22 protein-coding genes and 1 tRNA gene are annotated in these 26,978 nt (G+C 49.9%); 15 read left to right on the top strand and 8 right to left on the bottom strand.

What is annotated here, in order from left to right:
- Window positions 1–32: 32 nt before the first annotated feature.
- The 4 genes from dapF to D2E26_RS01015 all read left to right on the top strand — a co-directional run bounded on the left by dapF (window position 33) and on the right by D2E26_RS01015 (window position 6,333).
- Window positions 33–926, top strand: a complete 894-nt coding sequence (dapF, locus tag D2E26_RS01000; RefSeq protein ID WP_125962851.1) for a diaminopimelate epimerase — start codon at window positions 33–35, stop codon at window positions 924–926.
- 251 nt (window positions 927–1,177) lie between these two features.
- Window positions 1,178–3,352: an S-layer homology domain-containing protein gene (locus tag D2E26_RS01005; protein ID WP_164515819.1), complete on the top strand. Its 2,175-nt coding sequence runs from the start codon at window positions 1,178–1,180 to the stop codon at window positions 3,350–3,352.
- 189 nt (window positions 3,353–3,541) lie between these two features.
- On the top strand, window positions 3,542–5,716 hold the full coding sequence (locus D2E26_RS01010) for an S-layer homology domain-containing protein (RefSeq protein WP_125962853.1): 2,175 nt from the start codon (window positions 3,542–3,544) through the stop codon (window positions 5,714–5,716).
- Between the two features lie 80 nt (window positions 5,717–5,796).
- A complete protein-coding gene (locus tag D2E26_RS01015) occupies window positions 5,797–6,333 on the top strand; it encodes a peptidylprolyl isomerase (RefSeq protein WP_125962854.1) in 537 nt (178 codons plus the stop codon).
- Between the two features lie 145 nt (window positions 6,334–6,478).
- Here the strand turns inward: D2E26_RS01015 and D2E26_RS01020 are convergent, their stop codons facing one another.
- Complete coding sequence (locus tag D2E26_RS01020) at window positions 6,479–7,120, bottom strand: vitamin K epoxide reductase family protein (RefSeq protein ID WP_125962855.1); 642 nt, start codon at window positions 7,118–7,120, stop codon at window positions 6,479–6,481.
- Between the two features lie 229 nt (window positions 7,121–7,349).
- On the opposite strand from D2E26_RS01020, the gene D2E26_RS01025 reads away from it, so the two are divergent.
- On the top strand, window positions 7,350–8,231 hold the full coding sequence (locus D2E26_RS01025) for a PHP domain-containing protein (protein WP_125962856.1): 882 nt from the start codon (window positions 7,350–7,352) through the stop codon (window positions 8,229–8,231).
- 34 nt (window positions 8,232–8,265) lie between these two features.
- Here the strand turns inward: D2E26_RS01025 and D2E26_RS01030 are convergent, their stop codons facing one another.
- Complete coding sequence (locus tag D2E26_RS01030; RefSeq protein WP_125962857.1) at window positions 8,266–8,490, bottom strand: DUF3107 domain-containing protein; 225 nt, start codon at window positions 8,488–8,490, stop codon at window positions 8,266–8,268.
- A 58-nt stretch (window positions 8,491–8,548) separates the two neighbouring features.
- Complete coding sequence (locus D2E26_RS01035; RefSeq protein ID WP_241218853.1) at window positions 8,549–10,165, bottom strand: phosphotransferase; 1,617 nt, start codon at window positions 10,163–10,165, stop codon at window positions 8,549–8,551.
- Window positions 10,166–10,286: 121 nt separating this feature from the next.
- Here D2E26_RS01035 and D2E26_RS01040 point away from each other — a divergent pair, with 121 nt between their 5' ends.
- A complete protein-coding gene (locus tag D2E26_RS01040; RefSeq protein WP_125963352.1) occupies window positions 10,287–11,804 on the top strand; it encodes an ATP-dependent helicase in 1,518 nt (505 codons plus the stop codon).
- Here D2E26_RS01040 and D2E26_RS01045 read toward each other — a convergent pair.
- Window positions 11,790–13,388: a zinc-dependent metalloprotease gene (locus tag D2E26_RS01045; protein ID WP_125962858.1), complete on the bottom strand. Its 1,599-nt coding sequence runs from the start codon at window positions 13,386–13,388 to the stop codon at window positions 11,790–11,792. The genes D2E26_RS01040 and D2E26_RS01045 overlap by 15 nt on opposite strands.
- A 277-nt stretch (window positions 13,389–13,665) precedes the next feature.
- Between D2E26_RS01045 and D2E26_RS01050 the strand changes: the two genes are divergently transcribed.
- Together D2E26_RS01050 and D2E26_RS01055 are read left to right on the top strand one after the other, a co-directional pair.
- Window positions 13,666–14,478: a YlbL family protein gene (locus D2E26_RS01050; RefSeq protein WP_125963353.1), complete on the top strand. Its 813-nt coding sequence runs from the start codon at window positions 13,666–13,668 to the stop codon at window positions 14,476–14,478.
- 133 nt (window positions 14,479–14,611) lie between these two features.
- Window positions 14,612–15,028, top strand: coding sequence for a DUF3052 domain-containing protein (locus D2E26_RS01055; RefSeq protein WP_125962859.1), 417 nt, complete (start codon window positions 14,612–14,614; stop codon window positions 15,026–15,028).
- 242 nt (window positions 15,029–15,270) lie between these two features.
- Here the strand turns inward: D2E26_RS01055 and D2E26_RS01060 are convergent.
- Window positions 15,271–15,344, bottom strand: a tRNA-Val gene (locus D2E26_RS01060).
- Window positions 15,345–15,755: 411 nt separating this feature from the next.
- On the opposite strand from D2E26_RS01060, the gene D2E26_RS01065 reads away from it, so the two are divergent.
- From D2E26_RS01065 to D2E26_RS01095, 7 genes are all read left to right on the top strand, one after another.
- The gene (locus D2E26_RS01065) at window positions 15,756–17,294 is read left to right on the top strand and encodes a DivIVA domain-containing protein (protein WP_478213037.1); all 1,539 of its coding nucleotides are present in this window, start codon (window positions 15,756–15,758) and stop codon (window positions 17,292–17,294) included.
- Window positions 17,295–17,303: 9 nt separating this feature from the next.
- Window positions 17,304–18,488 carry a 1-deoxy-D-xylulose-5-phosphate reductoisomerase gene (gene dxr, locus D2E26_RS01070; RefSeq protein WP_125962861.1) on the top strand — a complete coding sequence of 395 codons (1,185 nt, stop codon included), beginning with the start codon at window positions 17,304–17,306 and terminating at the stop codon, window positions 18,486–18,488.
- Between the two features lie 138 nt (window positions 18,489–18,626).
- Window positions 18,627–19,799, top strand: a complete 1,173-nt coding sequence (gene ispG, locus D2E26_RS01075) for a flavodoxin-dependent (E)-4-hydroxy-3-methylbut-2-enyl-diphosphate synthase (protein WP_125962862.1) — start codon at window positions 18,627–18,629, stop codon at window positions 19,797–19,799.
- A 193-nt stretch (window positions 19,800–19,992) separates the two neighbouring features.
- The gene (locus tag D2E26_RS01080) at window positions 19,993–21,729 is read left to right on the top strand and encodes an alpha/beta hydrolase family protein (protein WP_125962863.1); all 1,737 of its coding nucleotides are present in this window, start codon (window positions 19,993–19,995) and stop codon (window positions 21,727–21,729) included.
- A gap of 16 nt (window positions 21,730–21,745) precedes the next feature.
- The gene (gene recO, locus D2E26_RS01085; protein ID WP_125962864.1) at window positions 21,746–22,462 is read left to right on the top strand and encodes a DNA repair protein RecO; all 717 of its coding nucleotides are present in this window, start codon (window positions 21,746–21,748) and stop codon (window positions 22,460–22,462) included.
- A gap of 72 nt (window positions 22,463–22,534) precedes the next feature.
- Window positions 22,535–23,326 (top strand): isoprenyl transferase, encoded by a 792-nt coding sequence (locus D2E26_RS01090; RefSeq protein WP_125962865.1) that lies wholly within the window; start codon window positions 22,535–22,537, stop codon window positions 23,324–23,326.
- A gap of 182 nt (window positions 23,327–23,508) precedes the next feature.
- Complete coding sequence (locus D2E26_RS01095) at window positions 23,509–24,201, top strand: hypothetical protein (protein ID WP_125962866.1); 693 nt, start codon at window positions 23,509–23,511, stop codon at window positions 24,199–24,201.
- A 154-nt stretch (window positions 24,202–24,355) separates the two neighbouring features.
- On the opposite strand, the gene D2E26_RS01100 is transcribed toward D2E26_RS01095, so the two are convergent.
- The 3 genes from D2E26_RS01100 to D2E26_RS01110 all read right to left on the bottom strand — a co-directional run bounded on the left by D2E26_RS01100 (window position 24,356) and on the right by D2E26_RS01110 (window position 26,954).
- A complete protein-coding gene (locus D2E26_RS01100) occupies window positions 24,356–25,423 on the bottom strand; it encodes an ABC transporter substrate-binding protein (RefSeq protein WP_125962867.1) in 1,068 nt (355 codons plus the stop codon).
- Window positions 25,424–25,498: 75 nt separating this feature from the next.
- A complete protein-coding gene (locus D2E26_RS01105) occupies window positions 25,499–26,281 on the bottom strand; it encodes an ABC transporter permease (RefSeq protein WP_125963354.1) in 783 nt (260 codons plus the stop codon).
- A 298-nt stretch (window positions 26,282–26,579) separates the two neighbouring features.
- Window positions 26,580–26,954 (bottom strand): thiamine-binding protein, encoded by a 375-nt coding sequence (locus D2E26_RS01110; RefSeq protein WP_125962868.1) that lies wholly within the window; start codon window positions 26,952–26,954, stop codon window positions 26,580–26,582.
- Window positions 26,955–26,978: the final 24 nt, after the last annotated feature.

Consider the following 26,978-nt stretch of genomic DNA (forward strand, 5'->3'; position numbering starts at 1 on the left):
GTTTCCACGAATCATCGGTTACAATCGGCGGCATGACGAAGCCTCAAACATTAATGAAAGCGCATGCAACGGGCAATGACTTTCTGCTATATGTTGACGCAGAAGGTACATGTAACGTTACTGAGCGCGAAGTTATGGATTTATGCGATCGTCACTTCGGCATCGGCGCCGATGGTGTGATTCGCGTAACTAAGCCAGAATTTGTACGAGATCTTCCAGCTGACGTACTCGAGCAGTGCGAAGCCCAGCATGTGCAGTGGTTTATGGACTACCGCAATGCTGATGGTTCCGTAGCAGAAATGTGCGGCAATGGAACAAGAGCAACGGCACTCTTTGCTCAGCATGAGCATCTGATTGAGTCCGATGAACCATTGTTACTTGGTACTCGTGCTGGTGTGAAAGTACTCACTTCACTCGGCAAGCAGCTTGACTTGGGCAAGCATGTGTTCCGTGTTGAGATGGGCGCTGCACGTGCAGTGGAGAGCAATGCCTATACCGTCGAAATTATGGGCCAAGCTGGTCAAGCACAGGGCACGTTTGTTGATATGGGCAACCCACATGTGGTTGCTGTTATTGAAGATGCAGAATCATCGTTACCTGTTATTGACGAGCTTGATCTGACGCAGCCTCCACTCGTGAAGCCGGTCTTGCCTGATGGTCAGAACGTTGAGTTCGTGCGCATCGACAGTATGGATGAACATCTTGATGAGGGCGAAGCCACGATGCGTGTTTATGAACGCGGCTGTGGTGAGACGCTCTCTTGCGGTACTGGCATTTGTGCAACAGCAGTTGCTCTCTATACCCGAACAGGTATTAGCCACTGGAATATCACTGTTCGTGGTGGTTTGCTGCGTGTTGATGTAACTGATAATGCTATTCAACTCACAGGCGATGCAACACTTGTTGCAACAGTGACATTGCTATAACGTAAGATCACGTCACAGTTTTATAGAGCTGTGCTATAGCGCAAGAATTCACGCTGTAGCACAGCTTTTTTACTATTTCTACGATTTGAAATAACAGAAAAAGATTCCTGATTATTTTCTATCTCACAAAATGAATAACGGACAAACTTTCGTGATTGCGATTGTGAAGGGGGTATGTTAGGGGCTAAGCCTATTGCAGGCTGTAAACACTAATGCAACATTCTCCCTATGTTCGAGAGAAGGTGAGTCCAATGAAGGGCAGTGTAAAAAATGTAGTAATTGCAGCAACTGCTGCACTGAGTATGACATGCATTCCATTCCTCACTGGAACTGCTATTGCTGAAGTACCTACCGGTGATATCGAAATTAATGAAACCAATTTCCCAGATGAGGTATTCCGCAATTATGTGGAAAAAGAATGGGATACAGAGGGTGATGGCATTCTTACGCAAGAAGAGCGTGAGTCTGTAACAGAATTGAGATATGTCTCGGAAGAAGAAGGATATCAATTAACTTCGTTGAAGGGTATTGAGTTCTTCCCAGAAGTAAGAAATTTGTATCTTATGGGTAACAACCTTCAAGATAATATCGATATTTCACAGAACCAGAAACTTGTGTTTGTAAATGTTTCTGATAATGCAATTACGTCTCTTGATGTATCGAAAAATGCAAATGTAATGGCTCTTATTGCGTCAGAGAATCAGATTTCGTCACTCGATACATCGCAATGTCCGCAACTTACTATGATCGATGCTAGATCGAATGCGCTATCGTCTTTTGATGCTACGGGAAACCCTGTGCTTCAGAATCTCAATCTCAGCATGAATCAATTATCGAGTTTGGATATTGCGAGTAATGCACAGCTACAAAACTTGAGTATTGATAGTAATCAGTTAAGCGGCTTAGATATCTCTCGTAATCCAGATCTTTACTCTCTTTCAGCAAGTGACAATAACTTATCAGCTATAGATACCTCGCAGAATCCTGAGCTCGAGACGATGAATGTTTCTGAAAATCGCATATCGAGTATAGATATATCGAAGAATACTCATCTGCATTCTTTGTATGCTACTGTAAACCAGCTTGAGTCAATTAATTTTGGTGATATTCAGTCGCTGAGCGATGTAATCGTGGACTATAATCCTCTGCCTACGGTAGATGTTTCTCAGCTTGTTATTCTGAGTAATTTTGCGGTGAGATCGACTGGTTTGACGTCTCTTGATGTCTCTCATAACCCAGAATTACAATCTCTCGATATCAGCAATACCAAGATTTCTTCAATTGATGTATCACACAACCAGAGGCTTACGGAACTGTCAGCAGATGGTCTTGGATTGACGTCTATTAATGTCTCTCATAATCCAGGACTTACTGAACTTTCAGTGAGTGGCAATGAGCTTACTTCATTAGACACTACACAAAATCCGAATCTTGCTGAACTGGATATTACTGACAATAATCTGACGAGTCTGTTCTTACCTCAGAAGCATGAAGATAGTAGTGGAGTAGCAAGAGGCTTGAAAAAACTTACGGTAGCGAAGAATCCACTGCTGTATCTTGATCTTGCTGGGATTCCAGGAGAAATCCATAGAGGAGATCTTGCAGATCCAGATGCCGCCTACTACACATCGGAAAAGCAACTTGATTTTCGTGATGTAGCGCCACTGATGATTATGGACAGTGTTGTTGGCGTGCGCGGCGGTCGTATTGTTGGCAATACGCTGGTCCCAGATTCGTATCCATCAACAGTAACGTACCAATACATTTCAAATGGAACGACGTGGGATGCCAGAGTTATGTTCACTGATCAGCCTCGATATAGCTTCAAGGATGTGAACACAACAACGCCGCATCATGAGGATATTCAATGGGTTTCAGAACATAAAATTGCTCACGGCTTTGTTGACACGGATGGATCATCGCGTTTTGAACCAATGTGGCATGTCAATAGACAGGATATGGCCGCATTCCTTCGTCGTATTGCCGTAAACATTGGCATTACTGCTGCAGATGCATGGCATCCAGCTGCAGAGGATTGGCTACTCTTTACTGATGTACATGAGTGGACTCCTCATGCTGAAGATATTTTATGGCTCGCTAAGTTCGAAATTGCAACAGGATATGAGGGTCCAGATGGTACCCGTTATTTTGCACCAGAAGTTAAGGTATACCGACAGGATATGGCCGCTTTCTTGCATCGCCTTGTGCAACTTACCGGCGATGATACGCCAGTGGAAGCGAAAGCTTTCACGGATGTAACTGATGCAACACCTCATGCTGAGCATATTCGCTGGCTAGGCGGTGCTGGTATTGCAGAAGGATATAAGAACGCCGATGATACGTGGCGTTATGAGCCAATGACTACGGTGTATCGCCAAGATATGGCTGCTTTCTTGCATCGTCTTGATACGTTCGTCAAGAAGTAAGAAGTAGCTATCGACTCTTCATAACAACAGACTGCAGTATTGAACGAGAAGTGTCTCAATACTGCAGTCTCTTTTTAGATATTGATTCGCTTTTTCGGGTGTGAAGGGGGTATGTTGTTGGTGAGCCTTGTATTGAGGTTCGCAACATTATATAAGCATTCTCCCAACTGATGAGAGAAGGTGAGGCCTGTGAAGGGCAGCATACAGAAAATTGCAATTGCAGCATCTGCAGTCTTAGCCACGGTAGCCACTCCGCTGTGCACCGGAATCGCTTTAGCAGATGAACCAACAGGTGACATTGCAATTAATGAAACCAATTTCCCAGATCCAGCGTTCCGCACATTTGTTGAAGAGAACTGGGATACAGAACATGATGGGACGCTTACCCAAGCAGAACGAGAAGCGGTCACTGACTTTCGGTATGACACAGATAGTGGACCAGCATTATCGTCGTTGCAGGGCATTGAATTTGTACCGAATTTGAAATCGATAAATGTGTGTTACAGCGAGCTCCGTAATACGCTTGATGCTTCGAAGAATCATAAACTCGAAAGCCTTGTTGTTTCTGACAATCAGATCAAAGATCTGATAATAACGAACAATCCAAATTTAACTACATTGGCCATTGAATCGAATCTGCTGACATCGCTTGATGTGACCAAATGCCCGAAACTGCAATCGCTTCTTGCTGGCTTTAATTCAATTGAAGAAGTGGATTTAAGTCATAATCCAGATCTGAAGAGGATAAATCTGACCAGTAATAAGCTATCGGATATTGATGTATCGAACAATACGAAGTTAACCGATCTTCAGCTTATCCAGAATAAGTTGAAGACATTGGATGCTACTCACAATCCAGAGCTGCTCAAACTTGATGTGGGCTGGAATTCGCTGTCTTCAATCAATGTTACGCAGAATCAGAACCTGCAAGAGCTTATACTTGCACAAAATGAGCTAGCCAGCATTGATGTGAGCAAGAACACAAAGCTGTTCACGCTATGCGTTTCTAATAACAAGTTGGAATCAATTGATATTGCGGCGCTTACAACATTGCAAAATCTGGAATTAGGCCACAATAAAATCTCTTCGATTGATCTGACGAATCAGCCGAATTTGGAGATACTGGAAGTTAATACGAATAACTTATCCACGCTTGATGTAGCGCACAATGAAAAGTTGCGCAGCATTGATGCAACGAACAATAAGCTGGCCGCAGTTGATCTGTCGCACAATACGGTGCTTGATAGTCTTAAAATTGGCCTGAATCAGCTAGCATCGTTGAATGTCTCGCAGAATCAGAAACTCCAGTCCTTGACCGTGAGTGATAATAACTTGTCTACTCTGGACGTGGGAGCTCTGCCAGAGCTTGATTGGCTCGATATAGAGAACAATAAAATCACCTGTTTGGACTTGCCACAGGTCCATGTACGGTCTGATGGCTCTCAGCGTGGACTTGACCTTCTCGTTGTAGATAAGAATCCTCTGCTGAGCATTAATCTTGCCATGGCGCCAAATATCTTTAGCCAGGGTCAGGTCAGCGATCCAGAGCGTGTGTATCCGGTGGCTCAGGAACAAATAGATCTTTTCAAGGTTTCTCCTCATGTTGATGTATCGAAGATTAGCAATATACGAGGCGGCACCTTAATTGGTTCCGTGCTTATTCCAGATTCGTATCCTTCAACAGTGAGCTATCAGTATGCATTGGACGATGACGAGGCTTGGGACGCTAAGATTGCGTTCACTCACGAACATAGTGATGTATTCAGCGATGTGAAGCAGTGGACGCCTCATGCTGCAGATATTGCATGGGCTTTCAATAACAAAATTGCTGAAGGCTATGACACTACGGGAAACGCGAAGCGTTTCGAACCAATGAGCGTTGTATGCCGTCAGGATATGGCTGCATTCCTTCGTCGTGTGGCCAAGAAGAATAACCTTGGCGATGCAATGACGTGGAAGCCTACTGAGGAAGACTGGCGTCATTTCAAAGATGTGAGTAAGACCACGCCACATGCTGAAGATATTCTGTGGCTTGCACATGCAGGTATTGCAACAGGATATAAGAGCAAGGACGGCTATCGATATGAGCCAATGACTGGGGTTTATCGCCAAGATATGGCAGCATTCTTGCATCGCTTGATGGAATACTCAGGCCGCGATACGCAAAATCAGCGTCGAGACTTTACTGATGTAGACGAATCGACACCACATTCCGATTGCATTCGCTGGCTCGGCATTACGGGTATTGTTGCAGGCTATGACAATGGTGATGGAACATGGCGATTCGAGCCAGGAACCAAGACCTATCGCCAAGATATGGCCGCATTCCTGCACCGTCTTGACGTGCTCCTGCAGTATTCATAACCCACATATTGAGATCGATATTCAGCAGTCTTTGAGTATCAACCCAGCTTTTCGGAAGTAGGGGTGGTAATTTACGAGGTATGACCAACATTATTATGCACACCTCTGAAGGTGACATCGCTATTACATTGTTCGATGAGAAGGCACCTCACACTGTGGAGAACTTCCTCGGTCTTGCATCGGGTAAGAAGCAGTGGACCGACCCATTCACGGGCCAGCCTTCGAACGAGGCCTTCTACAATGGCCTGACGTTCCACCGCGTGATCAAGGACTTCATGATTCAGGGTGGTTGCCCACTCGGCACGGGTACGGGCGGCCCTGGCTACATGTTCGATGACGAAATCGATCCAAAACTGACGTTCGACAAGCCATACCTGCTGGCAATGGCCAACGCTGGCCTGCACCTCGGCCAGGATGGCAAGCCTCACGGCACGAATGGCTCCCAGTTCTTCATCACGACCGTTCCAACGCCATGGCTCAACGGCCACCACACGATTTTCGGCGAGGTCTCTGATGAGGCTTCGAAGAAGGTTGTGGACCACATCGATGCTACGGCAACCGACGGTATGGATCGTCCTCTCGAGCCAATCATGATTGAATCGATCGAGATCCTCTGATTGCAGTATTTGCAATAGTAAACTGCAATAGCAAAAGGCTACATGCCATTCCAACGGGAGCAACTACTCCCAAAGGAATCCGCATGTAGCCTTTTTGCTACCGAACGATGAAGGTATGAATGCCCGATTGAGCTCAAACAAGCGATCAGTGAGCGAATAGCATTGGGCCCTCAACAACGATGATGAGTACGCACAATGCCACAACCCAGAGCACATCAACCATCAGATCAAAGTTCAAACGGTAGTACTTGCGCAAACCCTGAGCCTTACGCGGCAGACACTGCACCGTAACCGTGGCATGGCTTAAGGCCATGAACTGAATCGTCGTAGAGAACATGAGCACCATGCACCAAGGGCACATGGCATGAATAACGAACATCGACTGCGACGTCAGCCAGTATGAGTAGGCGAGAGCAGCCAAACCACCAAGCCACGTGCAGATAGCAAACCAGCGAGGCATCTTCACTTTAGCCAAGCCGAGCACAGCAATAGTGGCAAACACTGATTCAGCAGCAATACCAAAGAACGCATTCGGATAGCTCAAACCGCCAAACTTCACAATTTCAGCCTGCCACGACTGTGCCACCGTCGAGCACGACAGCACAGCATTCACATCACATGACAACAACTGATGCGGTTCACGAGCCATCTGCAACGTCTCTGCAGACAGAATAAAAGACACAACCAGCGCTGTACCCGTTGCTAGCAGCATGATCAGGTACGTCCAGACAGCGCTGTGTCGCCATCCGCGCGGCTCAAGTTCAGTCAGTTCCGACTGTTCGTTCATCGAAAGCTCCTTAGAATTATTGCTGTGTTTGCTGCTGTTACCGCTGCAATCTCAATAATGCCAACGATACATAGTTCAACAATTGCATCTAGAAACGTGCTCACTAGTGTGCATGTTGAGCTCAACACCAATCACAGAAATCAATAATAATCACAGTAAAACCCAGAAAAGTTGTGAGCTGCAGCATAAAGTGCAGCATTTCACAAGTTTCATGCGTACCATAGCAAGTATGAGCGAGTACACAATACCGACTGAAGCACCGAAAACTGGCTGGGATATGCACTGCCATACTGTGTTCTCGGACGGTACCGAGACACCAACGGAACTCGTGAGGCTGTCGAGAGAAAAAGGCCTGCACGGCGTGGCAATTTGCGATCACGACACGACTGCGGGATGGCAGGAAGCGGAACAGGCTGCGCGAACGATTGGCCAGCCGCTGATTCGCGGCACGGAAATTACAGCACATGACCATGGTGTCTCTGTGCACATGCTGGCCTATTTATACGATCCGCATGCGCAACATATTCGTGAACTGTTTGAAGCGACGAGGCAGGGCAGGCTCGAGCGTACGAAGCGTATGGTCGCGCTCATGAGCAAGGATCTGCCAATTTCGTGGGATGACGTTATGGCTCAGGTGCGCCAAGGTAAGCGCACGACAATTGGTCGTCCACATATTGCCGATGCTCTTGTGGCAGCTGGTGTCTACCAGAATCGTAGTGAAGCATTTGCTGGGGCAGTGTCATCGTCGAGCCCGTACTATTTGCCAACACCGTCGCCAACGGCTTCGCAAGTTGTTGAAGCGATTAAGGCAGCAGGCGGCGTTACTGTAATTGCTCATGCTGCTGATCCTGGACGCAATACGCATGTGTTAAGTGATGAGGCAATTAAGGCGCTCGCTGATCAAGGCCTTGATGGTTTGGAAGTGTGGCATCGCGGTAATCCTGAAGCAGCACGTCAGCGTTTGCTGGGTCTGGCTCGTCAGTTCCATTTGCTCGTAACGGGCGGTTCGGACTGGCATGGCGCAGGTAAGCCGAATGAACTAGGCGAGTACGTCACCGATGACGAAACGGTCGCACAAATAGCAGAACGCGGCTCGATCGCTGTGATCTAACCGCGTTCCAGAAGTGAGCTGAGTGAGCTACAACTCAGAGGTTGCCGAAGCCGACAACGTGCTTGGCCTGAGCGCCGATGACGACGTAGCCGAGCGAATCGGCTGGCACAATAATCGTGCGGCCATCATTGGTCTTAAGCACAATCTGCTCGTGCTTGCTCAGAGCATCGTTAATCGTGTTGCTGACCTCTTGCTCAGTTGCATCAGTCGTGAACGTAACGGCGCGTGAAACATTCTGAATGCCAATTTCAATTTCCATGCGTTACTCCTTACCAGTAGTAATAAAACCGTAGTTATCGGTAGTGGTAGTCGCGTATTTATCGCTTCAGACCAGATTGTGCGTCGCGCAGTGCGCGCTCCTCACGCTCAAGCAGCGGAATCAACAGCGTCTCAGCATCGGACTTCTTGCTCTTGGCCTTATCAGCATCCTGAGCCATCGAAGCTGCAGCAGCAATTGTTTCTGCAGAGTTCACGGAAACCCTGTGCTGCGACGTATTCGTAGAAACCTTGTTGACCTTGGCCTGAGTATCAGATGATGGGTGCACAGCCACAACTTCGCCCGTAATATCAGACACCTGAACGTATTCGCCGTCTCCAGTGCTGAAACGGAACGATGCACTTGCCGTGTCGTCAGAAGCAGCAGGTGAGACCGAAGCAACAGGGGAGCCTGGCATAACAGGAGCAGACAGCACTTCGGTTGCACCCGTCACACTAGCTTCGCCAGTCTCATCAAGCACCACATGCATGCCACCCGTTGCATCAGGATTGTTTGTAGCATCCGACGAATAGGTATCGTCGAAATGATCCTGCGTATTCGATGGTGTAATTTCGCGGCTGACCGTGGCATCCATAACTGCTGAATTCGTATGAGGACGCATGCCAGCAGCCATTGCCTGTGCCTTGTGCTGCTGATTAGCACGAGCTTCAAGCAGCGTATTCACAGTCAACGTATTCGTATCATCATCAGCAAGCTGACCCGTACGAGCCTGCACGTGGTGCCTCGACACAGCAATCTGATGTGCCAAGCGATCGACCTGCGATTTGAACTGCATAATGCGCGTGTTATCGCCAGTCTTCAAAGCGCCAATGAACTCGCCGACCTGACCCATCTGCACCCAGAGGTTGGCACGCAGCATAATTAGATCATCAAGACGGTTGCCAAGAATGCGGCCATAAGCCGTCAACACAGCATTACGATGCGTTTCATCAAGCTTCGAGAAAATCCAAGCCAAATCACGTGCAGGATCATTAATCTGCAGTTCCTGCCAGTTCGTGATCGTGGTAATCATCGAGCCGTCGAACAGAATGTCACCATCAGAGAAGCCGCCGTGCACAGGAACCGTTTCAAAGTTCCACATGCCTTCGGTATTCATAATGCGAGCCCAGCTATCAGTGATTTCTGCTGGAACATGGCCCTGTGCCTTCAAATTGCGGATCCAAGATGTGAGCTGGCCTTGGATACGCTTTGTTGCAAATGCAGGGTACTTCGCTTCGACCACAAACCGTGGGCGCAGCTTATGAATAGCACCAATTGCGGTACCAATGCTGGCACAATCATCAATAGTCAGCAAAGAAAGTGGACGTGACATGCCATCAGGGTGTGCAGTTAACAGCACACTTGGCCTAGAAATATCGTCATCGTCTTTAGATGCGCGGAATGCTACGGCATGGTCAATATCGAATCCTAAACCGTACATTTCACGCGAACGCTCAATCATAATGGCGGCCTGAGCGCGGCCACGAAGACGCTTCTTACCTGCGCGTGTTTGCGACACATACACGTTGTACATACGACCGGCTGCATCTTGAATCAGCGCCTGCTTAATACCGGCCTCTTCATCAGTGTCGTTCTCTTGGCCTGTTTTACCTACGCCAGTAACACTGAGGTTCGGCATGGCGTACGAAGCCATTGCCGCAAGTTTGTAGTCATTCATTTTGCTCACAGTACCAATGTAATACAGTATCCCAAGAAAATATGGAGACATGGTGGAGTTTCAGCTCAGCGCCACGCGTGATCATTCGAGTCACAAGCCGAGACGTGGCACAATGACGAACATGGAAACAGCACCAAAACACTATGAACCATCTGAGCTGCTCGAAGGCCTTGATGTGCAACAACGCACTGCCGCGCAGAGTGTTAATGGAGCAGTGCGTATTTCTGCAGTTGCAGGTGCTGGTAAGACTCGTACGATTACACGCCGTATTGCCTATGCGTGTGCAACCCATGCGTGGGAACCAAATCGCGTACTCGCTGTGACGTTTTCGGTAAAAGCTGCACAAGAAATGCGTAATCGACTCACGCAGCTTAATGTGCCAGGTAGTGTGCAAGCGGCAACATTCCACTCGGCAGCATTACATCAATTACGTGAGGTCTGGCCAATTATTTCCGATGCACCGATGCCATGGGTCAGTGATGATCTCAATGACATTGTGGCTTCAGCAGTGCAGCGTTTAACGAATGAATCGCATCCCGATCGAATGCTTGTACGCGATTTAGCTGCAGAAATTAACTGGTGCAAGGTTGGCCTTATTGCTCCAGACGACTATGAGCGCGTCGCTTCAGTCATGCATCGCCATTTGCCAGAGCAGTTCGATGCGCAACGATTCGCTACGCTGTATGAGCTGTATGAAAGAGAGAAAACAAACCGCAACCAGATTGATTTCAACGATATTTTGTTGCTGGCCTGCCATGTTATAGAAGACTACGAGGAAGCAGCCAAAATCATTCGTCAAGATATTGGATGGCTTACGGTCGATGAGTATCAGGATGTTTCGCCACTGCAGCACCGTTTAATGAAGCTTTGGCTTGGTGATACCAATACGGACGTCTGCGTGGTGGGTGATCCTGCCCAGACGATTTACTCGTTTGCTGGAGCAACCAGCTGGTATTTGCAGCAGTTCAGTGAAGAATTCAACCCACTGCAGGCTGATATTAAGTTGGCCACGGATTATCGATCAATTGATCGTATTGTACGGTGTGCTAATGCTGTGCTGCGTAGGGCAGAAGACCCAAGTATGTATTTGCGCTTGGAAGCAGTGCGTAAAGGTTCCGGTCGTGTGACCCACAGTACTTTCGAAACTGATGAGCAAGAAGCGCGCGAAATTGCGGCACAGATTCGCCGACTTGTGAACCGCGGTGCTTCGCCAAACGACTTTGTTGTGCTGACGCGCATTAATGCGCAGCAGCATATTGTGGTCAATGCGTTGCACCAAGAAGGCCTAGGCACGATGGTGCGTAGCGACGCGGGCTGGCAATATACGGCACTCAGCGATGTAGAACGCGAAGATCTCGAAGAGCAGCAGCAGGCCAAAATTCTGCAGGCTACAACTGGTGCTGTAACAGTTTCCACGATTCATGCGTCGAAGGGTTTGGAATACAAGCATGCATTCATCATTGGATGTTCGGAAGGTTTGATTCCATTCGGTCAGAATCTAGAAAGCGACGCCCTCGAAGAGGAACGTCGCTTACTGTACGTTGGTGTGACGCGAGCCGAAGACTCGTTGCACTTCAGCTATGCGAAGCGCAAAGACGAGTCTTCAACGCAATATCGCACGCCGTCACGCTTCCTGTGAAGGAGCCTGATCTTCAGGAGTTTCAGGATCTTCTGGAGTTTCAGGGTTTTCTGGAGCTTCAGGATCTTCAGCATCTTCTGATGGCTGAGACTGTTCTGGAGCTGCAGAATTATCTTGAGCATCAGCATTCTCTTGAACATCAGCATCTGCTGAGTTCTCCAAGTTCTGCTGGCTTTCTGCATCTTCTTCGAGCAACTTAGAGAGTTCGGAATCCCAGTCGATTGCCTGCTCTTCGTTGTTCTTGGATTCAGTTTCGTTCGAATCCTTCTGTTCGGCAGGCAGCTGAGGCAGCAGATCAGGGTGAGACCATTTCTCGTCTCGCGACTCAACGCCTTCTTGCAACGTCAGCGACTCCCACAGCTGTGCAGCTTCACGCACGCGCTTCGGACGCAGCTCCAAGCCGATCAGCGACTCAAACGTGCGCTCAGCAGGACCGCCAACAGCACGTTCACGACGCGTCATCTCACGCAGCTGCTCGATGTGTGGCAGATGTGCCATACCAGCACGCCATACAACTGTGTCAACCCAGCCTTCAACAAGAGCTAGCAGCGACTCAATCGAAGCCATAGCCTCACGCTGCTCAGGGGAGTCGGTCAAACCAACATTCGTCAGGTTCACAGCGCCGCTCAGCGACTCAGGATCCATAGCAGCAACATCGCGCAGCTGCTCTTCCATAGCATCAAGATCAATCGTCACACCGCGCGAATACTTGCCGATCAGGGCTTCGAAACGAGACATAAGCCAAGGCACATTAGCAAATAGGCGGGCATAAGCAGCCTCACGCAGTGCCAAGAAAGCCGTGACTTCGCGGGAATCGAGTTCCAGATCCTTGGCGTAGTCATATACGTTCTGCATGACCAAGCCACCAGCAGCATTCTTGAGCAGAGCAATGCCTTGATCGTAGCTACCGTGCACCTCGAGTGCCATCGAGCCTGCTGCTTGACCCAGCTGCATGGCATACGACGTATTAGCGAACATCTTGAGCAGTTGCTTTGGATCATTCATGCCTTCTGGAATCGGAATAGGCACAGGACCAGCAAACATGCCCGTAATCTCGCCATTAAAGTCACCAAGACGCTCACCAATAACAGACGTCAAAGCGTCATTCATCGATTCGGCAACAGGACCAGCGAACTTGGCCCAGGCATCAATCGTGCCTTCAACCCAGTCAGCTCGCGTCAAAGCCTGAGCAGCACCTTCAACAGGATTCATATTCGTTGCCGAATCCAGCCACAGGTTCACCTCACTCATAGCTGAACGCAGTGCTTGGCCTTCAACCATGCTGACCGAGGAATCACTACCAGCAGAAGCAACCTGCTGTAAAGCCAACGACTTAGCAAGCTTCACGTTAATAGGGCCATCTTCAACCACTTGCTGCATACCGGAGAATGAGCCCAAACCGCTCGCGCCGAATGCCTGCATCATGGCCTGAACCTGAGATGGGTCAGGCAGTTGCGAAGGATCCTGCTGCAGCAGCTGCTGCTTAATATCTTCCGGTAAGTTTGCTACCTGATTCCAAGCCATCTCTCCCTGAATAGGGCCAAAGCATTCAATGAGCCACTGTCGCAATGCATTCTCGTCCATGCACATGCCACCTTCCTCTGCATTTGCATACGCAGCTTATTCTGTTCACATCATAATATTGGGACAGATGCTTTACTTCTGTAGAGACTCAAGTCCCAATCACTCTGATAGATACAACAGTGCAATAGGGTCATTGATTCCCACAGTCTCGCATGAACAGAAATAAATACGTAGAATAAACGACGTAACAGAACATTGCAGGATCGAGGAACGAGTGCAAACGCAGGAACAGACGTCTGAGCACAGTGAGCAGCAGACGAACGACCACAAGGGTCTGATGAACCGTTTGCGCCATTATGTTCAGGGCAAACCACTCAAATATTTCACGGGACTGTTCGCTGTAATTCTTGCGATTGTGATGTTGTTCCTGCCAAGTCCATACGCAATCCAAATGCCGGGGCCAACGCAAAATGTGCTCGGCAAGCAGGGCGATCATGCAGTGATTTCTATTGATGGCGCCAAAACGTATCCAACGAGTGGTGAGCTGTTGCTGACCACAGTGAATGCAACTGGTGTGCCAGGATACCCAACGAATTCAGCAGAAGTTATTCTGGCGTGGTTCGTTAAGCGTATGGAAGTGATTCCGCAAGAAGTCGTGGTGCCAGTGGGGCAGACGGCGGACGAATACAAGAAGGAATCTGACTCTCAGATGAACGAGTCGCAGCAGGCTGCAGTAGCGGCTGGTCTCGCACTTGCTAAGCATTTGGGTGTGAATACGAGTGGTGTTTCGGTCAAGCTACATATTGAAGATATTGGCGGTCCTTCGGCTGGCATGATGTATGCGCTCGGCATTGTTGATAAGCTGACGCCACAAAACGAAGCGAACGGCCAGATTATTGCTGGAACGGGCACTATTGATGCTGAGGGCAAAGTGGGCCCAATTGGCGGTATTGATCTCAAGATGGTAGGTGCCCAGGAATCGGGTGCCAAGTGGTTCTTAGCTCCTGCTGATAATTGCAGCCAAGTTGTGGGCCATGTGCCAGAAGGCTTGCGCGACGTACGCGTGAGCACGCTCGATGAAGCCTATAAGGCTGTTGTTGCTATTGGTAAGGGTCAGGGCGATTCTTTGCCGCAGTGCACGGTGCAGTGATCGCACATAAACGCGAATCCCTTGCAATACGTGAGTTCAGTGCACCCAAGAGATATGTACGTTGTGTGCAGTAAATGCAGATATTTTGAGCTTATAAAATGAGCTGTTCCACTAGTTTGCTATATTAAGCCACGTGAACCAAACAGCATCTGACAACGCTCTAGAATTCGGATTCCAGCAAGGAGACCTCATCCAAGAATGGTTATGGGACGATGATGTGGATGAGTCTGTCCGTCAGAATATTGAAAAGCTGACGGGTGAGGAACTAGTCGACGAAGATTACGATGCCGCGATTGACGGCGTAATCCTCTGGTGGCGTGATGGCGACGATGAAGATGAACTCTCCAACACGATTGTGGACGCCAACGCTGTGCTCGGTGAAGATGGCCCATTCTGGGTTCTGACGCCAAAGCCAGGTCGCCCAGGTGCAGCTAGCTCCGGTGTGGTGCAGGCAGCAGCCCAGACTGCTGGTATGAATGCTTCTTCGCCACTGACCGTAAGCGCCGATTGGAATGGTGTGCATCTGCGCCCATTCGGCAAGGGTCGCTGAGCGAACATATAGCCCACTTCTAACTTACGTAGTGTGGGAAGCATAAGTAATTTAGTCTTTTTACCCCTCATGTGTCATGACGTTGATACATGAGGGGTTTCGTTTATCCGCAAATTTTTTCTGTCCAAAATCTGTCTAGAATCTGTCCAAAACTTGCCAAAACTTGCCAAAAACCGTCCAGAAACGAGAAAAGGCAGTCCGAAGACTGCCTAAAACGTTGGAATTTCAACGATTTTAAAAGGTGGGCGATAAGAGACTCGAACTCCTGACATCCACCGTGTAAAGGTGGCGCTCTAACCAACTGAGCTAATCGCCCGAACACATGTTCTGCAATGTGCTGCGGTAAGTACCTTACCACACTTCGACCATTTCGCACGCGTTTTTTGAGAATTTTTTTAAATATGTGCGTGAAACGCTTCGTGAAACATAGTGCAAGTGTGGTGAAAACAGAAATAAAACAGCTCAAAATAAGGTAGAAATGGAGAATACAGTCCAAAACTATTGGACAGCGAAAACGGTTGTTAATCGATTCGCAAGAAACTGGCAACTGTTATTCTTCAAGGGCTGTATATAAGCCACGGCGTCGTAACAACGACGTAGGGTGGTGGATAGTGTATTGCAAAAATGAACGTTGCCTACACGGCAAGGGGAGGACGGATCGCGTATGGCCATGATGTCTCAAGACCAGCAGACGTCTCAGCTTGATGAACGAGATTCAGTCGAGGCTATGCCATCATTGCCTCGCGTCAAGAAGCGTCAGTGGGGTTATGACCCAGCGCAGGTTGACGAATTCCTTGAGCAGGCACACATGCGTTACGAGCAGCCAGGTATGAGCCTGATGCTCGGTGATATTCAGAATGCTTCTTTTGATCTAGTCAAGGGCGGCTACCGTATTGATAAGGTCGATCAGACGCTGAACCGTCTGGCCAAAGCCGTTGCCGACAAGATCACCGATATTGAAATTACGACGAACGGTCGCGTGACCTGGAAGGCACAGACTGAGCGCCTGTTCCGTACGCTCGATTCGCACGCACAGCGTGAAGAGGGCGAGCGTTTCGCTCCAGGTGCACCTCGTATGCCTTCGTACGATCGCAAGCAGGTTGACGCACTCGTCGATTCGATTCTTGATTCTGCAGAAATTGAACTGCAGGAAGAAGTGAGTAACGACAACACCTCAGATGATCCAGCATCGTTTGAGGCTGTGAAGCCAAGCGTTACGGCTACGAGCGTGGCAAACACGGTGTTTACGCAGCGCCGCGGTAAGAAGGGTTACGACGAGCGTCAGGTGGACTTCTTCCTGAACTCGTGCGTTGAGCTGCTGAGCCGTCTGGAATCGTTTGCACGCCTGTACGGCAAGAACACGGGTATGCAGGCTCCAGAAACGGCCGAACGCGTGACGCGTAAGCCATCGCTGAACGAGCCAAATTCGCTGTTTGCAAACGTTCCTGATGCAGATGATGCTGCACAGGTTGCTTCAGCAAAGACTGAGCCAATCGATCTGACATCGATGGCACATCAGAACGCTGCTGCTTCGGCTCCTATGGCATCGCATCATGCATCGCCTCTGGATGCAGTTGATCAGGAGCAGACGCCTTTTGACGCTCTGCAGAAGGCTGAGCAGGCTATTTTCGCTACGTCCCAGTCGATGGCTGCCGCTGCAGCTGCTGGTGCTGGTGCTGCTGGTGATGCTGCTACGTCCGCAGTTGGTTCGGCTTCTGCTGCCGCACCGTCGGATGGCGAGGCAACGCAGGTTATTGGCCACGTAGTGCCACCATCGTTTGCTCCAGAGCACGTTCCTGAGCACACGCCAGCTCACGCCGCTTCGTCGAAGCCAACTACGGCTCCTTCGTTCGGCCAGACGCAGCGTGATTATGATTCGACGCCAGCTCCAAAGCTCACTCACGTTAGCGAGTCGATCAAGATGGCTCAGATTCAGCCAATTACGCCAGCTCCACGTACGGAAACGCCAGCTGAGCGCGCGGCTAAGGCTGCGGCTGCTGCCAAGGCTGCTCAGGCTTCTGCTGTGCAGACGCCAGCGCCAGTGCAGACTTCCGCTCCAGCTTCCGCTTCTGCCGCCGCTCCAGTCGCTGCAGATCAGAATGTGAATTCCTCGACTAGCGACGTGAAGCAGCAGTCCGACATTGCAGAGCCTCATCATATTGATATGTTCCCTACGATGTCTGATTTCCATGTGCCAAATCTTGATATGGATATTCCAGATCTGTCATTCCCATCGTTTGGCGATGACGACGAACAAGAGAAGTAGGGGTAAGTAATGCAGCAGCGCAGTGTCATCGTGCTCGGTTCAACGGGCTCGATTGGTACGCAAGGACTGGATGTTATTAGCCGTCATGGCGAAGAGTTCACGGTGGCAGGTCTTGCCGCAGGTGGCTCTCATGTGGAACTGTTGGCCCAGCAGGCTGCACAATTCCATGTGCCATATGTGGTTGTAGCAAACGAAAAGGCTTTGCCAGCACTTCGTGAAGCTCTGGCCGCAGCTGGTGCAACGGCTACGAAGGTCGCAGCAGGCCAGCAGGCCGTTGTGGACATGGCTGGTTCTGACGCAGACGTTGTGCTGAATGGTATTACGGGCTCAATCGGCTTGGAACCTTCGATTGCTGCTTTGCAGTCGGGCGCTCAGTTAGCTTTGGCTAACAAGGAGTCGGTTGTGGCTGGTGGTCATCTGCTGTTTGATGCGCAGATTCGCAAAGCACAGATTAACCCTGTGGATTCTGAGCACTCGGCTATTTGGCAGAGCCTGCGCGCTGGCACTCATGCTGAAGTGGCCAAGCTGATTGTGACTGCTTCGGGCGGTCCATTCCGCGGTATGACGCGTGATCAGATGACTGATATCACTCCTGAGCAGGCCCTGAACCACCCAACGTGGAACATGGGTCCTGTGGTGACGATTAATTCGTCAACGCTGATGAACAAGGGACTTGAAGTGATTGAAGCAAGTCGTTTGTTCAATGTGCCACCATCGCGCATTGATGTGACGGTACATCCGCAGTCGATTGTGCACTCGATGGTTGAGTTTGTTGATGGCGCAACAATTTCGCAGGCTTCGCCGCCGGATATGCGCCTGCCTATCGCTCTGGGCTTGTCTGCTCCAGACCGTTTAGGTAATGTAGCAGCGGCTTGTGATTGGACAAAGGCTGCAACGTGGACGTTTGAACCTCTGGATAACGAAGCGTTCCCTGCAGTAAACCTTGCCCGTCATTGCCTTGAAGCTTCTGAAAAGCATACGGCTGTGCTCAATGCTGCTAATGAGCAGGCAGTGCATGCGTTCTTAGACCGCCGCCTGCCGTATCTTGGCATTGTGGACACAGTTCGTGCTGTGCTTGATGACATGGATAGTGAGTTGCGTAGCGCTCCTTTGTTCGAGTCTGTTGAACAAATGGTGGCACTCGAGCACGAAGCAAGAGAGCGTGCTAACGAGCTCATTGCCAAGCAAGCATGAAGACTATTTAAACCGATACGAATTCGCACGTTATGCGATGCTGGGCAGCATCACCATGCGTAATTCCCCCAAGAGAATTTGTACGAGAACACTGATGGCGCACGCTTTTGTGCGCCATTGCAATACGAAGAAGGCGTTGTGAATACAGCTCTAAACAACGGATTCCGAAAAACTGGTGAACCAAATATCAGCGAAAGCCCTCTGCATAAGCGCCGCGTTTCGCGTCGCATTATGGTTGGCAATGTGCCAGTCGGTGGCGGTGCTCCAATTTCTGTGCAGTCGATGACGAACACTCGTACTGCTGATATTGGTGCAACGCTGCAGCAGATCGCTGAGTTGACTGCTGCTGGCTGCGATATTGTGCGCGTGGCTGTGCCAAAGCAGGAAGATGCTGATGCACTGTCGGCTATTGTGCGTCAGTCGCCAATTCCAGTGATTGCCGATATTCATTTCTCGAGCAAGTATGTGTTCCAGGCTATTGACGCAGGCTGCGCTGCTGTGCGCGTCAACCCAGGCAACATTCGTAAGTTCGACGAAGTTGGCCCTGAGATCTGCAAGGCTGCAACCGATGCAGGTATTTCGCTGCGTATTGGTGTGAACGCTGGCTCGCTTGATAAGGAACTCTACGCAAAGTACGGCGGTCCAACGCCAGAAGCACTGGTGGAGTCCGCTTTGAAGGAAGCTCGCATGTTCGAGGACGTCGGCTTCCATGACTTCAAGATTTCGGTGAAGCACCACGATCCAGTCACGATGGTGGAAACCTACCGTCTGCTCGCTTCGAAGGGCGATTGGCCACTGCACTTGGGCGTGACCGAAGCTGGTCCTGCATGGCAGGGCACTATTAAGTCGTGCCTCGCATTCGGCGCTCTGCTCGCTGAAGGTATTGGCGATACGATTCGCGTTTCGCTCTCTGCTCCTCCAGTCGAAGAGGTGAAGGTCGGCTGCAAGATCCTCGAATACTTGGGTCTTCGTGAGCGTCACTTCGATATTATTTCTTGCCCAAGCTGCGGCCGTGCACAGGTTGATGTTATTGAACTTGCAAATGCTGTGACCGACGGCTTGAAGGATGTTACGGCACCTATTCGCGTGGCTGTTATGGGCTGCATCGTGAATGGTCCTGGTGAGGCTCGTGAAGCTGATCTGGGTGTTGCTTCGGGTAACGGCAAGGGCCAGATCTTCATTAAGGGCAAGGTTGTGGAAACTGTGCCAGAAGATCAGATCGTTGAGACGCTGCTCAAGTACGCCAACGAGATGGCTGCTTCGATGGATCAAGAGGGCACGCCAGTGGTGCTGCCAGTAACGCAGATCTGATCAGCCAACCAGCAACAGATACAGTAACCTGTTGAACTTTGTGAGCCGCCTTCGTGGCGGCTCACTTATTGGTACGGTAATAGTGCGTCTTACAATTTGACTATTGCTGTTTCAATAACGCATGCTTCTGGCTCATTGCTCAGTTCAACGAGCCAAGGCCATGCACACGAACCAGATAAGAGAGTGAGAAGATATGAGCGCCCAAGCCCCTGTGGAGCCATCAGCACAATCTGCTACACGCCCAGCTTGGACACCAATACGCCGTCTCATGGTCAATGGTGCAATTTTCATCATGCTTATGGCCATGCTCATTCTCGTTTCGATTCAAACGCGCATCCCATGGAACTATGAGCCAGCAGGCCAAACCTTGGATACGTTAACACCGAATACGGCTGTGACGTTTGACAACACCACGGGTAAGACTCTGCCACAGCGCAATACATACAAGGTTGCGTCGCACTACGAAACCATAGAGGCGAAGCAACCATCCACTGGCGAAGTCCAGATGATTAAAGTCTTAATTCGCGCACCAAAAGATGCCGGCAAGAATCTGCCTGGCGTTGTATTTATGCATGGTGCTGGCTATGGCACCTGTGATAACTCCTACGGCGACATTGCCACAGCGCTCTCATCAGCAGGCTTCGTCACTGCAGTGATTGATAAGCCAGTGTGGTCAACGAACGACATTACGCGTGATTATCCGGGCTCCGCAGCAGCTTATGATCAGACGATTAATTTGCTGCGTAATCGCCCCGATGTCAACGAACATAATGTTGGTATTTACGCGTCCTCAGAAAGTACGTGGATTTCAAGCTACTTACTGCAGCAGGATCACAACATTGCATTCCAAGTGCTGCTCAGCCCAATGGTGTTCGCACCGCGTCAAGCTATTGCCTTCCTTGCAGCACAGGACTTCGCGATTGTTGGTGCTAACGATGGCTACCAGTCAATTGTGCGCCGAGTCTTCTCGTTCGATTTGGGTATGTATGGCGTGCACAACATGGACATCAACCCAATGGATCCACAAGCCTATTCGATTCCAACGCTGGTGGCCTATGGTTCTAAAGATGTGATGACCGCACAGGTCCAGGGAGTTAAGGAAATCTGGGCCAACGCTCACCGCGCACACAATTGGAACGTTACGGTTCGCAGCTATCCAGTTGCTAACCACGTGCTGCGTTTGGGCGACGAATCCATGCCAAATACACCGTTCGCTGACGACTACGTCAACGACGTTATCGACTGGGCTGTTGGTACGTCGCGCGGGCTGAAGCAAACAAGTGAACCAATTGCTGGCTCGCCACTGTATCAGTCGATTGCCGTGCCGCTTGATTTGCATGCCCGTCGCGGTATGACAATTTACGCCACGTTCGTATTCGGCCTGATGTTCATTATGTTGCTCGCCGCAATCGTCTGCTGGATTATGGCTCTTGTCAAGTGGATTATCAAGCTAACGAAGCCAAAGGATAAGCGCCGCCCAGTGCTGGGCCTGTGCAACGGCTTCGGGCGCACGCTTCTCTGGGTCACCGTCGGCACTATGGCCACGCTTATTCTGTTCTTCGCTGGATTCGGCGAAGTCGTCTGGGGCGTCGTCAAACTCGCTTGGGGTGACGCACCGCAAGAGGATCCAGGCATGATGTTCTGGAGCTGGCCGTTTATTCAGGTGGTGTGCGTTATTGCCGTTTGGATTTGGTCGCGCGTCTTTATGCGCATGATCGAAGCAGCCGATACGCGCGGTTATCTGCGCGTGCGTAGTATTCGTTGCGGCAAGCAGAGCAAGATTGTGCCGGACCAGAACCTCGTGGCTCAGGCACAGTCCAACCACGTTATTGCGAGCCGTAAGTTTGGTAAGGTCCTGTTCTGGATCACCGTTATTGCCATGCTCTCGATTATGCAGTTCTTCGCCTTCTGGGGCCTGTTCCTGTTCTAAGTAGAATCGGATCACTATGGCGTTATACAGAGACGAAGGCATTGTGCTGCGCACGACGAAGCTCGGCGAAGCTGATCGTATTATTACGCTGTTGACTCGCAATCACGGCAAAGTTCGAGCCGTCGCCAAAGGCGTTCGTCGTACGAAGTCTCGCTTTGGCGCGCGTCTCGAGCCGTTCATGCGTGCCGATTTACTGCTCAACGAGGGTCGCACATTCGACTCGATTCGTCAGGCCGAGTCGATTTCTTCATATGCCGCCCCAATTACCGCTGATTACGATCGCTTTACTGCAGCTTCTGTCATTGTTGAGATTATTTCTGATCTTGCCTCCACAGAACATGAACCAGTAGGTGCTCAATACATGCTGTTAGCTGGTGCGTTAAATGCGTTAGCTACCGCCAAGCATGCGCCAGAACTGATCGCTAATTCGTATGTGTTACGTGCCATTGCACTAGCAGGTTGGACGCCACGACTTGACTCGTGCGTTGTGTGCGGCAGAACGACTGATTTGAAATATTTCTCCGTACGAGCTGGCGGTGTTATGTGTGCCGCTGATCGAACGCCAGATGCTCGTCGCTTGCAAGAAGGGGAGAGACTACAACTCATTGCCCTGCTTGCAGGAGACTGGAATGCGCTTGATCGCAACCAGTTACTCGTGAGCACAACAACTCATGTAGAAGCATGGGCTGAACAGATTCTCGAACGTCCAGTGCGCTCGATGCGATTGCAATAATTCGTTGCAAGACCCTATGCAGTAAGCACAGCAGTGTGGTCAGTGAACAGTCCCCTTGGTACATTGGAAACCATGGCTTTTGAGAACGTTGATTACACGTCGCTGAATATTCCAGCAGCACCTTTCTCTGATCCAAGCATCATTCCAGACTTCCCAAAGAAGGCAGTGCCACGTCACGTGGGTGTCATTATGGATGGCAATGGTCGCTGGGCTCAGCAGCGCGGACTTATTCGTACGGATGGCCACCAGGCCGCAGAACCTGTTGTGTTCGACACAATTGCAGGTGCAATTGAAGCTGGTGTGCGCTATTTAAGCCTCTATACGTTCTCTACGGAAAACTGGAAGCGCAGCCCACAAGAAGTGCGATTCCTCATGGGCTTCTCGCGTGACATTATTCGCCGCCGTGTGAAGCAGATGAATGAGTGGGGCGTGCGTGTTCGTTGGAGCGGACGTAAGCCAAAGCTGTGGAAGTCCGTTATTGACGAGCTTGAAGACGCTATGGAGATTACGAAGAACAACAAGGTAATCGACGTAGTGTTCTGCATTAACTATGGTGGTCGTGCAGAAATCGCTGATGCTTGTGCAGCAATTGCTCGTGAAGTGCGTGACGGCAAGATCTCTGGTGACCGCGTAACCGAGAAGATGGTTGCTGAGCATCTCTATAACCCAGATATCCCAGACTGCGATCTGGTTATTCGTACTTCGGGTGAGCAGCGCACGAGTAACTTCCTACCTTGGGAAGCAGCCTATGCAGAGCTTGACTTCGTGCCAGAGCTGTTCCCTGACTGCGGCCGTGAAGTACTGTGGCGTGCAATCGATGATTACATTCATCGTGATCGTCGCTTTGGTGGCGTTAAGAAGTGATTGAGCATTAGGTTGTAGAACAACCTCAATGGAGATCTCCTATTTTTCATGTCTCTTGTGAGATGTGGAAGATAGGAGATTTTTCATTTATATGACGTTTATTATGTTGGGATATCTCGAACGAGTTCAACGGCGAACGTATTGAGGTAAGACAATATCTTTTTGGCTCCAAAGGAGGGACCATGAAGAAGGGGATAATAATCAGCGTAACTGCTGCAGCATTAACAACTTTATTGTGCTTAAGTGGCTGTGGATCAACAAGTGCCAATAGCGTCACTGCCATCATCGGTAATACCTATGTTTCTGAAGCTGGCGTGCAATACGAATTTACGCAAAAACCGTATGATTATGGCGCATCGTTATTAGGAGAGGACGATAGTGACGCCGAAGAATTCTCAACTGCAATCGGGAAGGTATATCAACTCCACGGAACACTCTATACAGGCAAAGATTCGTATGGGTATATCATTTCTGATCAATGCCCAGTTCTGCAATATTTCTCGTATGAAGGTCACGATCCATATAAAGCAATAACGGAATGGAAGCCATGCGAGAGTGGAGTGGGAACGCTTGTTATCGTGAACCCAAATACTGTTGAATATGACTTAGTAAATAATTTGGAAGCATCAAATGTTGAGTTCAACAAGGTTGTACTTGGTGATAAAGGCATTGCTTCAATAAGCGCGGTTCCACTGTTGCGAGTGAATAATGATCCAGCTAGCGCCAAGGAATTCGACAGCTTTACCAAAGCGAAATTAATTGTGGGAGATGTCTCTGATGATGACAAGGTACCTGATGCAGATAAGCGCGTAGACAATATGCGCAATGCTATGCGCGATGCAGGCATGCTGACACTCACTCAAGTACCCAAATAATCCCATAAGAATCAACTGATGAAGCAGTATGGCTGCAAGCATTACGACTGTCAACATATACAAAAAGGGCGTTGCCGATAACTCGAGAAGTTATGGACAACGCCCTTTGTGGTCTTGCGCTAGAACAGTGTGAGCTCCTGTTCAGTGGTTTGTATTACTTCAGGAATTCTGAAGTGCTGACATCAGTAGCTTGAGGAGCCTTGGTCAGCGTATGGCCATCAGCATCTTCATAAGCACCGTTCTTGGCAAGGAAGTCGAAGTACTGCTGAGCGCCTGCAGTATCTGGCGTACCGAAGACGAACGAGGAATCGTTGCGAGGACCCCAGTAGTCACCATCGGTGATCGTCTTCATACTCGTCTTGACCATGTCGAGTTCAAGATTGGCATCCTTAGCTTCGTGCACCAAGATCTCCGAAGCATCATCAGGGTGAGCATATGCGTACTCATAACCCTTCTTCGTAGCCTGAACGAACTTACGAACGAGCTCTGGATCCTTCTTAATGAGCTTGTCACTCGTGACCAGACCGATTGTGTCAGCGTTGCCAGGAATACCGTAATCAGGCTCGGTGAAACAGTTGAGTGCAGGGCCATTCATACGCGACTGCACACCTTCCCACGTGTCATAGAAGCCACCGAAATCAGCGCGGCCCGATTCAAGCGTTTGGAACGTGCTCGTGCCAACAGTGACCTTGTCGAAGTTGCCCTTGCCGCCATCGTGACGGATCATTTCGCGCACCACAGCATCGGATTCGCTCGAACCGAACGTAGCGAATGTCTTACCATCAAAGTCCTTTGGACTCTTAATAGCAGTATTCGAAGCAAGCGAGCACCAGATAGCACTTGGCTTCTGCTGCACCTGCAGTACTTCCTTCAAATGAGCACCCTGCGTGGAGTAGTTAGCAAGATTCGTCATAGTAGAAAGCGTGAAGTCAGCAGCACCGTTTTCCACAGCCTGCTCACTACCAGCTTGAGCTGCAGCTACAATCGACACGTCCAAACCTGCATCGCGGTAGTAGCCCTTATTCAAAGCTGTGTAAACGCCAATATGATTCGTATCTGGCGTCCACCACAACATGAACGTTACTGGCGTTAACTTAGCGGAGCTAGCAGTGGACTGCTGAGCATGACCACAGCCGCCTAAGCCAACGAGCATAAGCAGAGCACTCACTGCAGCAACGAGTGAGATCATCACCGTGCGCAGGTGTGAGAATCGGTTCGTCATAGCATCCTTTCAACGGTTATGCGAGGCAAAACAGAACTAAAACTAGAAAAATTGAAATACAAACAGGGCTAGAAATTACTCTTCGGCATCGGGATCAATATTGTCTTGAGCGCTACCAATAAGCAGCTTTTCGGCAATATGAACAAGCAACATAAGCACACCGGTCATGGCAATAATCATGAACGCGGCAGCAAAAATAAGAGGCGTGCGGAACGAATTATAAGCGGCCTGAATAAAGATACCGAGACCACGACGCGCACCCAAGTATTCAGCTGTTGCAGCAGTTGCGAACACATAAGCAGCGCTAATGCGAAGACCACCAAAAATTTGAGGAGCAGCCACACGCAGGTCAACGTGCCAGAGCGTCCAAGTACGCGTTGCACCACAGGTCAGTGCCACATCATCATAGAAATGAGGCACGCGATCCAAGCCACGAATTGTTTGCACAACAATCGCGAAAATTGCGAAAATCGCAACAATAATGACCTTGCCAACTGGCTCAAAACCGAACCAGATCAAGAACAGTGGAGCAATAGCAATAATTGGCAACGTTTGCGCGGCAGCCAACAGAGGGAACAGCGCAGCATTAGCAGCCTTGCAGCGGAACAGCAGCACACCAAGCGGAATACCAAGCGCCGCAGCAATAACGAAACCAGCAAAACCTTCGCCAGCAGTAATCAATGTTGCCGGCCACAGCGTCGACCAACTGCGACCAATTGCGCGCACAATCGATGCGGGAGAAGCGAGTAGTGTCGCCGGAACCTGAGCAGCCGTAACCCACACTTGCCAAATAACCAGCAGCGCAATAATCGTCAGCGTTGGAGGTGCCCAAACATTGAGCTTAAGACGAGATGCCAGAGAAGGGGAGGATGGCTCCGAAACTGAGCCAGAAGTTACTACTACGTCGCGTTGATCCACGTGACACCTTGCTTTCTGCACGAAACGCGTGCTCGCGGCCGCGTGCGTTCATTCGGCAAGGTGAGGAGTCCGCGCACAGCAAGGCCAGAAACGTTAAATACGAACTGAAGTCTATGGCAGCACCCCAACAAATACAAGCTTCTAACGAAATAGCGCTCGTAACTCGTACGGTATACGCACAAGTGTTGGGCTGCTGCCATGCACACTTACAGTCGATTCCTGTTCAACGAATACTCGATTACTGCTCGAGTAATTCGTTGACGAGCTCATGCTTGGCTACAATCTGACCTTCATAGCCAGGACGAATATCGAGTTTCAGACTGACTTCGGTTCGATACCCCTGTTCAGCGAGTACGGCCGCTGCGTCACGCACAACGCGCATAACGTCATCGAGATCGCCCTCAATATTCGTAAACATTGCGTTCGTCTCGTTCGGCAAGCCTGACTGACGAATCGTGGCCACAACTTGCGCAACGTAGGCACTCAGCTCGTCGCGCACGCCGTCGCGCTCATCAGCCACGCCGCTCGGCGCAATCGACACGGCCGCAACCGTATTGAGTCGCTTATGACTGTGCTCATCAACAGGAACGCGTGCTTGGATCGGCTCGCTCATGTTCAGCTCATTTCTGTTGGTTTT

It is taken from the genome of Bifidobacterium dolichotidis (assembly GCF_003951975.1).
GTDB lineage: Bacteria > Actinomycetota > Actinomycetes > Actinomycetales > Bifidobacteriaceae > Bifidobacterium > Bifidobacterium dolichotidis.

Coding starts and splice junctions, on each gene's coding strand:
- dapF (WP_125962851.1), top strand. CDS start 33: ATGACGAAGCCTCAAACATTAATGAAAGCGCATGCAACGGGCAATGAC.
- D2E26_RS01005 (WP_164515819.1), top strand. CDS start 1,178: ATGAAGGGCAGTGTAAAAAATGTAGTAATTGCAGCAACTGCTGCACTG.
- D2E26_RS01015 (WP_125962854.1), top strand. CDS start 5,797: ATGACCAACATTATTATGCACACCTCTGAAGGTGACATCGCTATTACA.
- D2E26_RS01020 (WP_125962855.1), bottom strand. CDS start 7,120: ATGAACGAACAGTCGGAACTGACTGAACTTGAGCCGCGCGGATGGCGA.
- D2E26_RS01025 (WP_125962856.1), top strand. CDS start 7,350: ATGAGCGAGTACACAATACCGACTGAAGCACCGAAAACTGGCTGGGAT.
- D2E26_RS01030 (WP_125962857.1), bottom strand. CDS start 8,490: ATGGAAATTGAAATTGGCATTCAGAATGTTTCACGCGCCGTTACGTTC.
- D2E26_RS01035 (WP_241218853.1), bottom strand. CDS start 10,165: ATGAATGACTACAAACTTGCGGCAATGGCTTCGTACGCCATGCCGAAC.
- D2E26_RS01040 (WP_125963352.1), top strand. CDS start 10,287: ATGGAAACAGCACCAAAACACTATGAACCATCTGAGCTGCTCGAAGGC.
- D2E26_RS01045 (WP_125962858.1), bottom strand. CDS start 13,388: ATGGACGAGAATGCATTGCGACAGTGGCTCATTGAATGCTTTGGCCCT.
- D2E26_RS01050 (WP_125963353.1), top strand. CDS start 13,666: ATGAACCGTTTGCGCCATTATGTTCAGGGCAAACCACTCAAATATTTC.
- D2E26_RS01065 (WP_478213037.1), top strand. CDS start 15,756: ATGCCATCATTGCCTCGCGTCAAGAAGCGTCAGTGGGGTTATGACCCA.
- dxr (WP_125962861.1), top strand. CDS start 17,304: ATGCAGCAGCGCAGTGTCATCGTGCTCGGTTCAACGGGCTCGATTGGT.
- D2E26_RS01080 (WP_125962863.1), top strand. CDS start 19,993: ATGAGCGCCCAAGCCCCTGTGGAGCCATCAGCACAATCTGCTACACGC.
- recO (WP_125962864.1), top strand. CDS start 21,746: ATGGCGTTATACAGAGACGAAGGCATTGTGCTGCGCACGACGAAGCTC.
- D2E26_RS01090 (WP_125962865.1), top strand. CDS start 22,535: ATGGCTTTTGAGAACGTTGATTACACGTCGCTGAATATTCCAGCAGCA.
- D2E26_RS01095 (WP_125962866.1), top strand. CDS start 23,509: ATGAAGAAGGGGATAATAATCAGCGTAACTGCTGCAGCATTAACAACT.
- D2E26_RS01100 (WP_125962867.1), bottom strand. CDS start 25,423: ATGACGAACCGATTCTCACACCTGCGCACGGTGATGATCTCACTCGTT.
- D2E26_RS01110 (WP_125962868.1), bottom strand. CDS start 26,954: ATGAGCGAGCCGATCCAAGCACGCGTTCCTGTTGATGAGCACAGTCAT.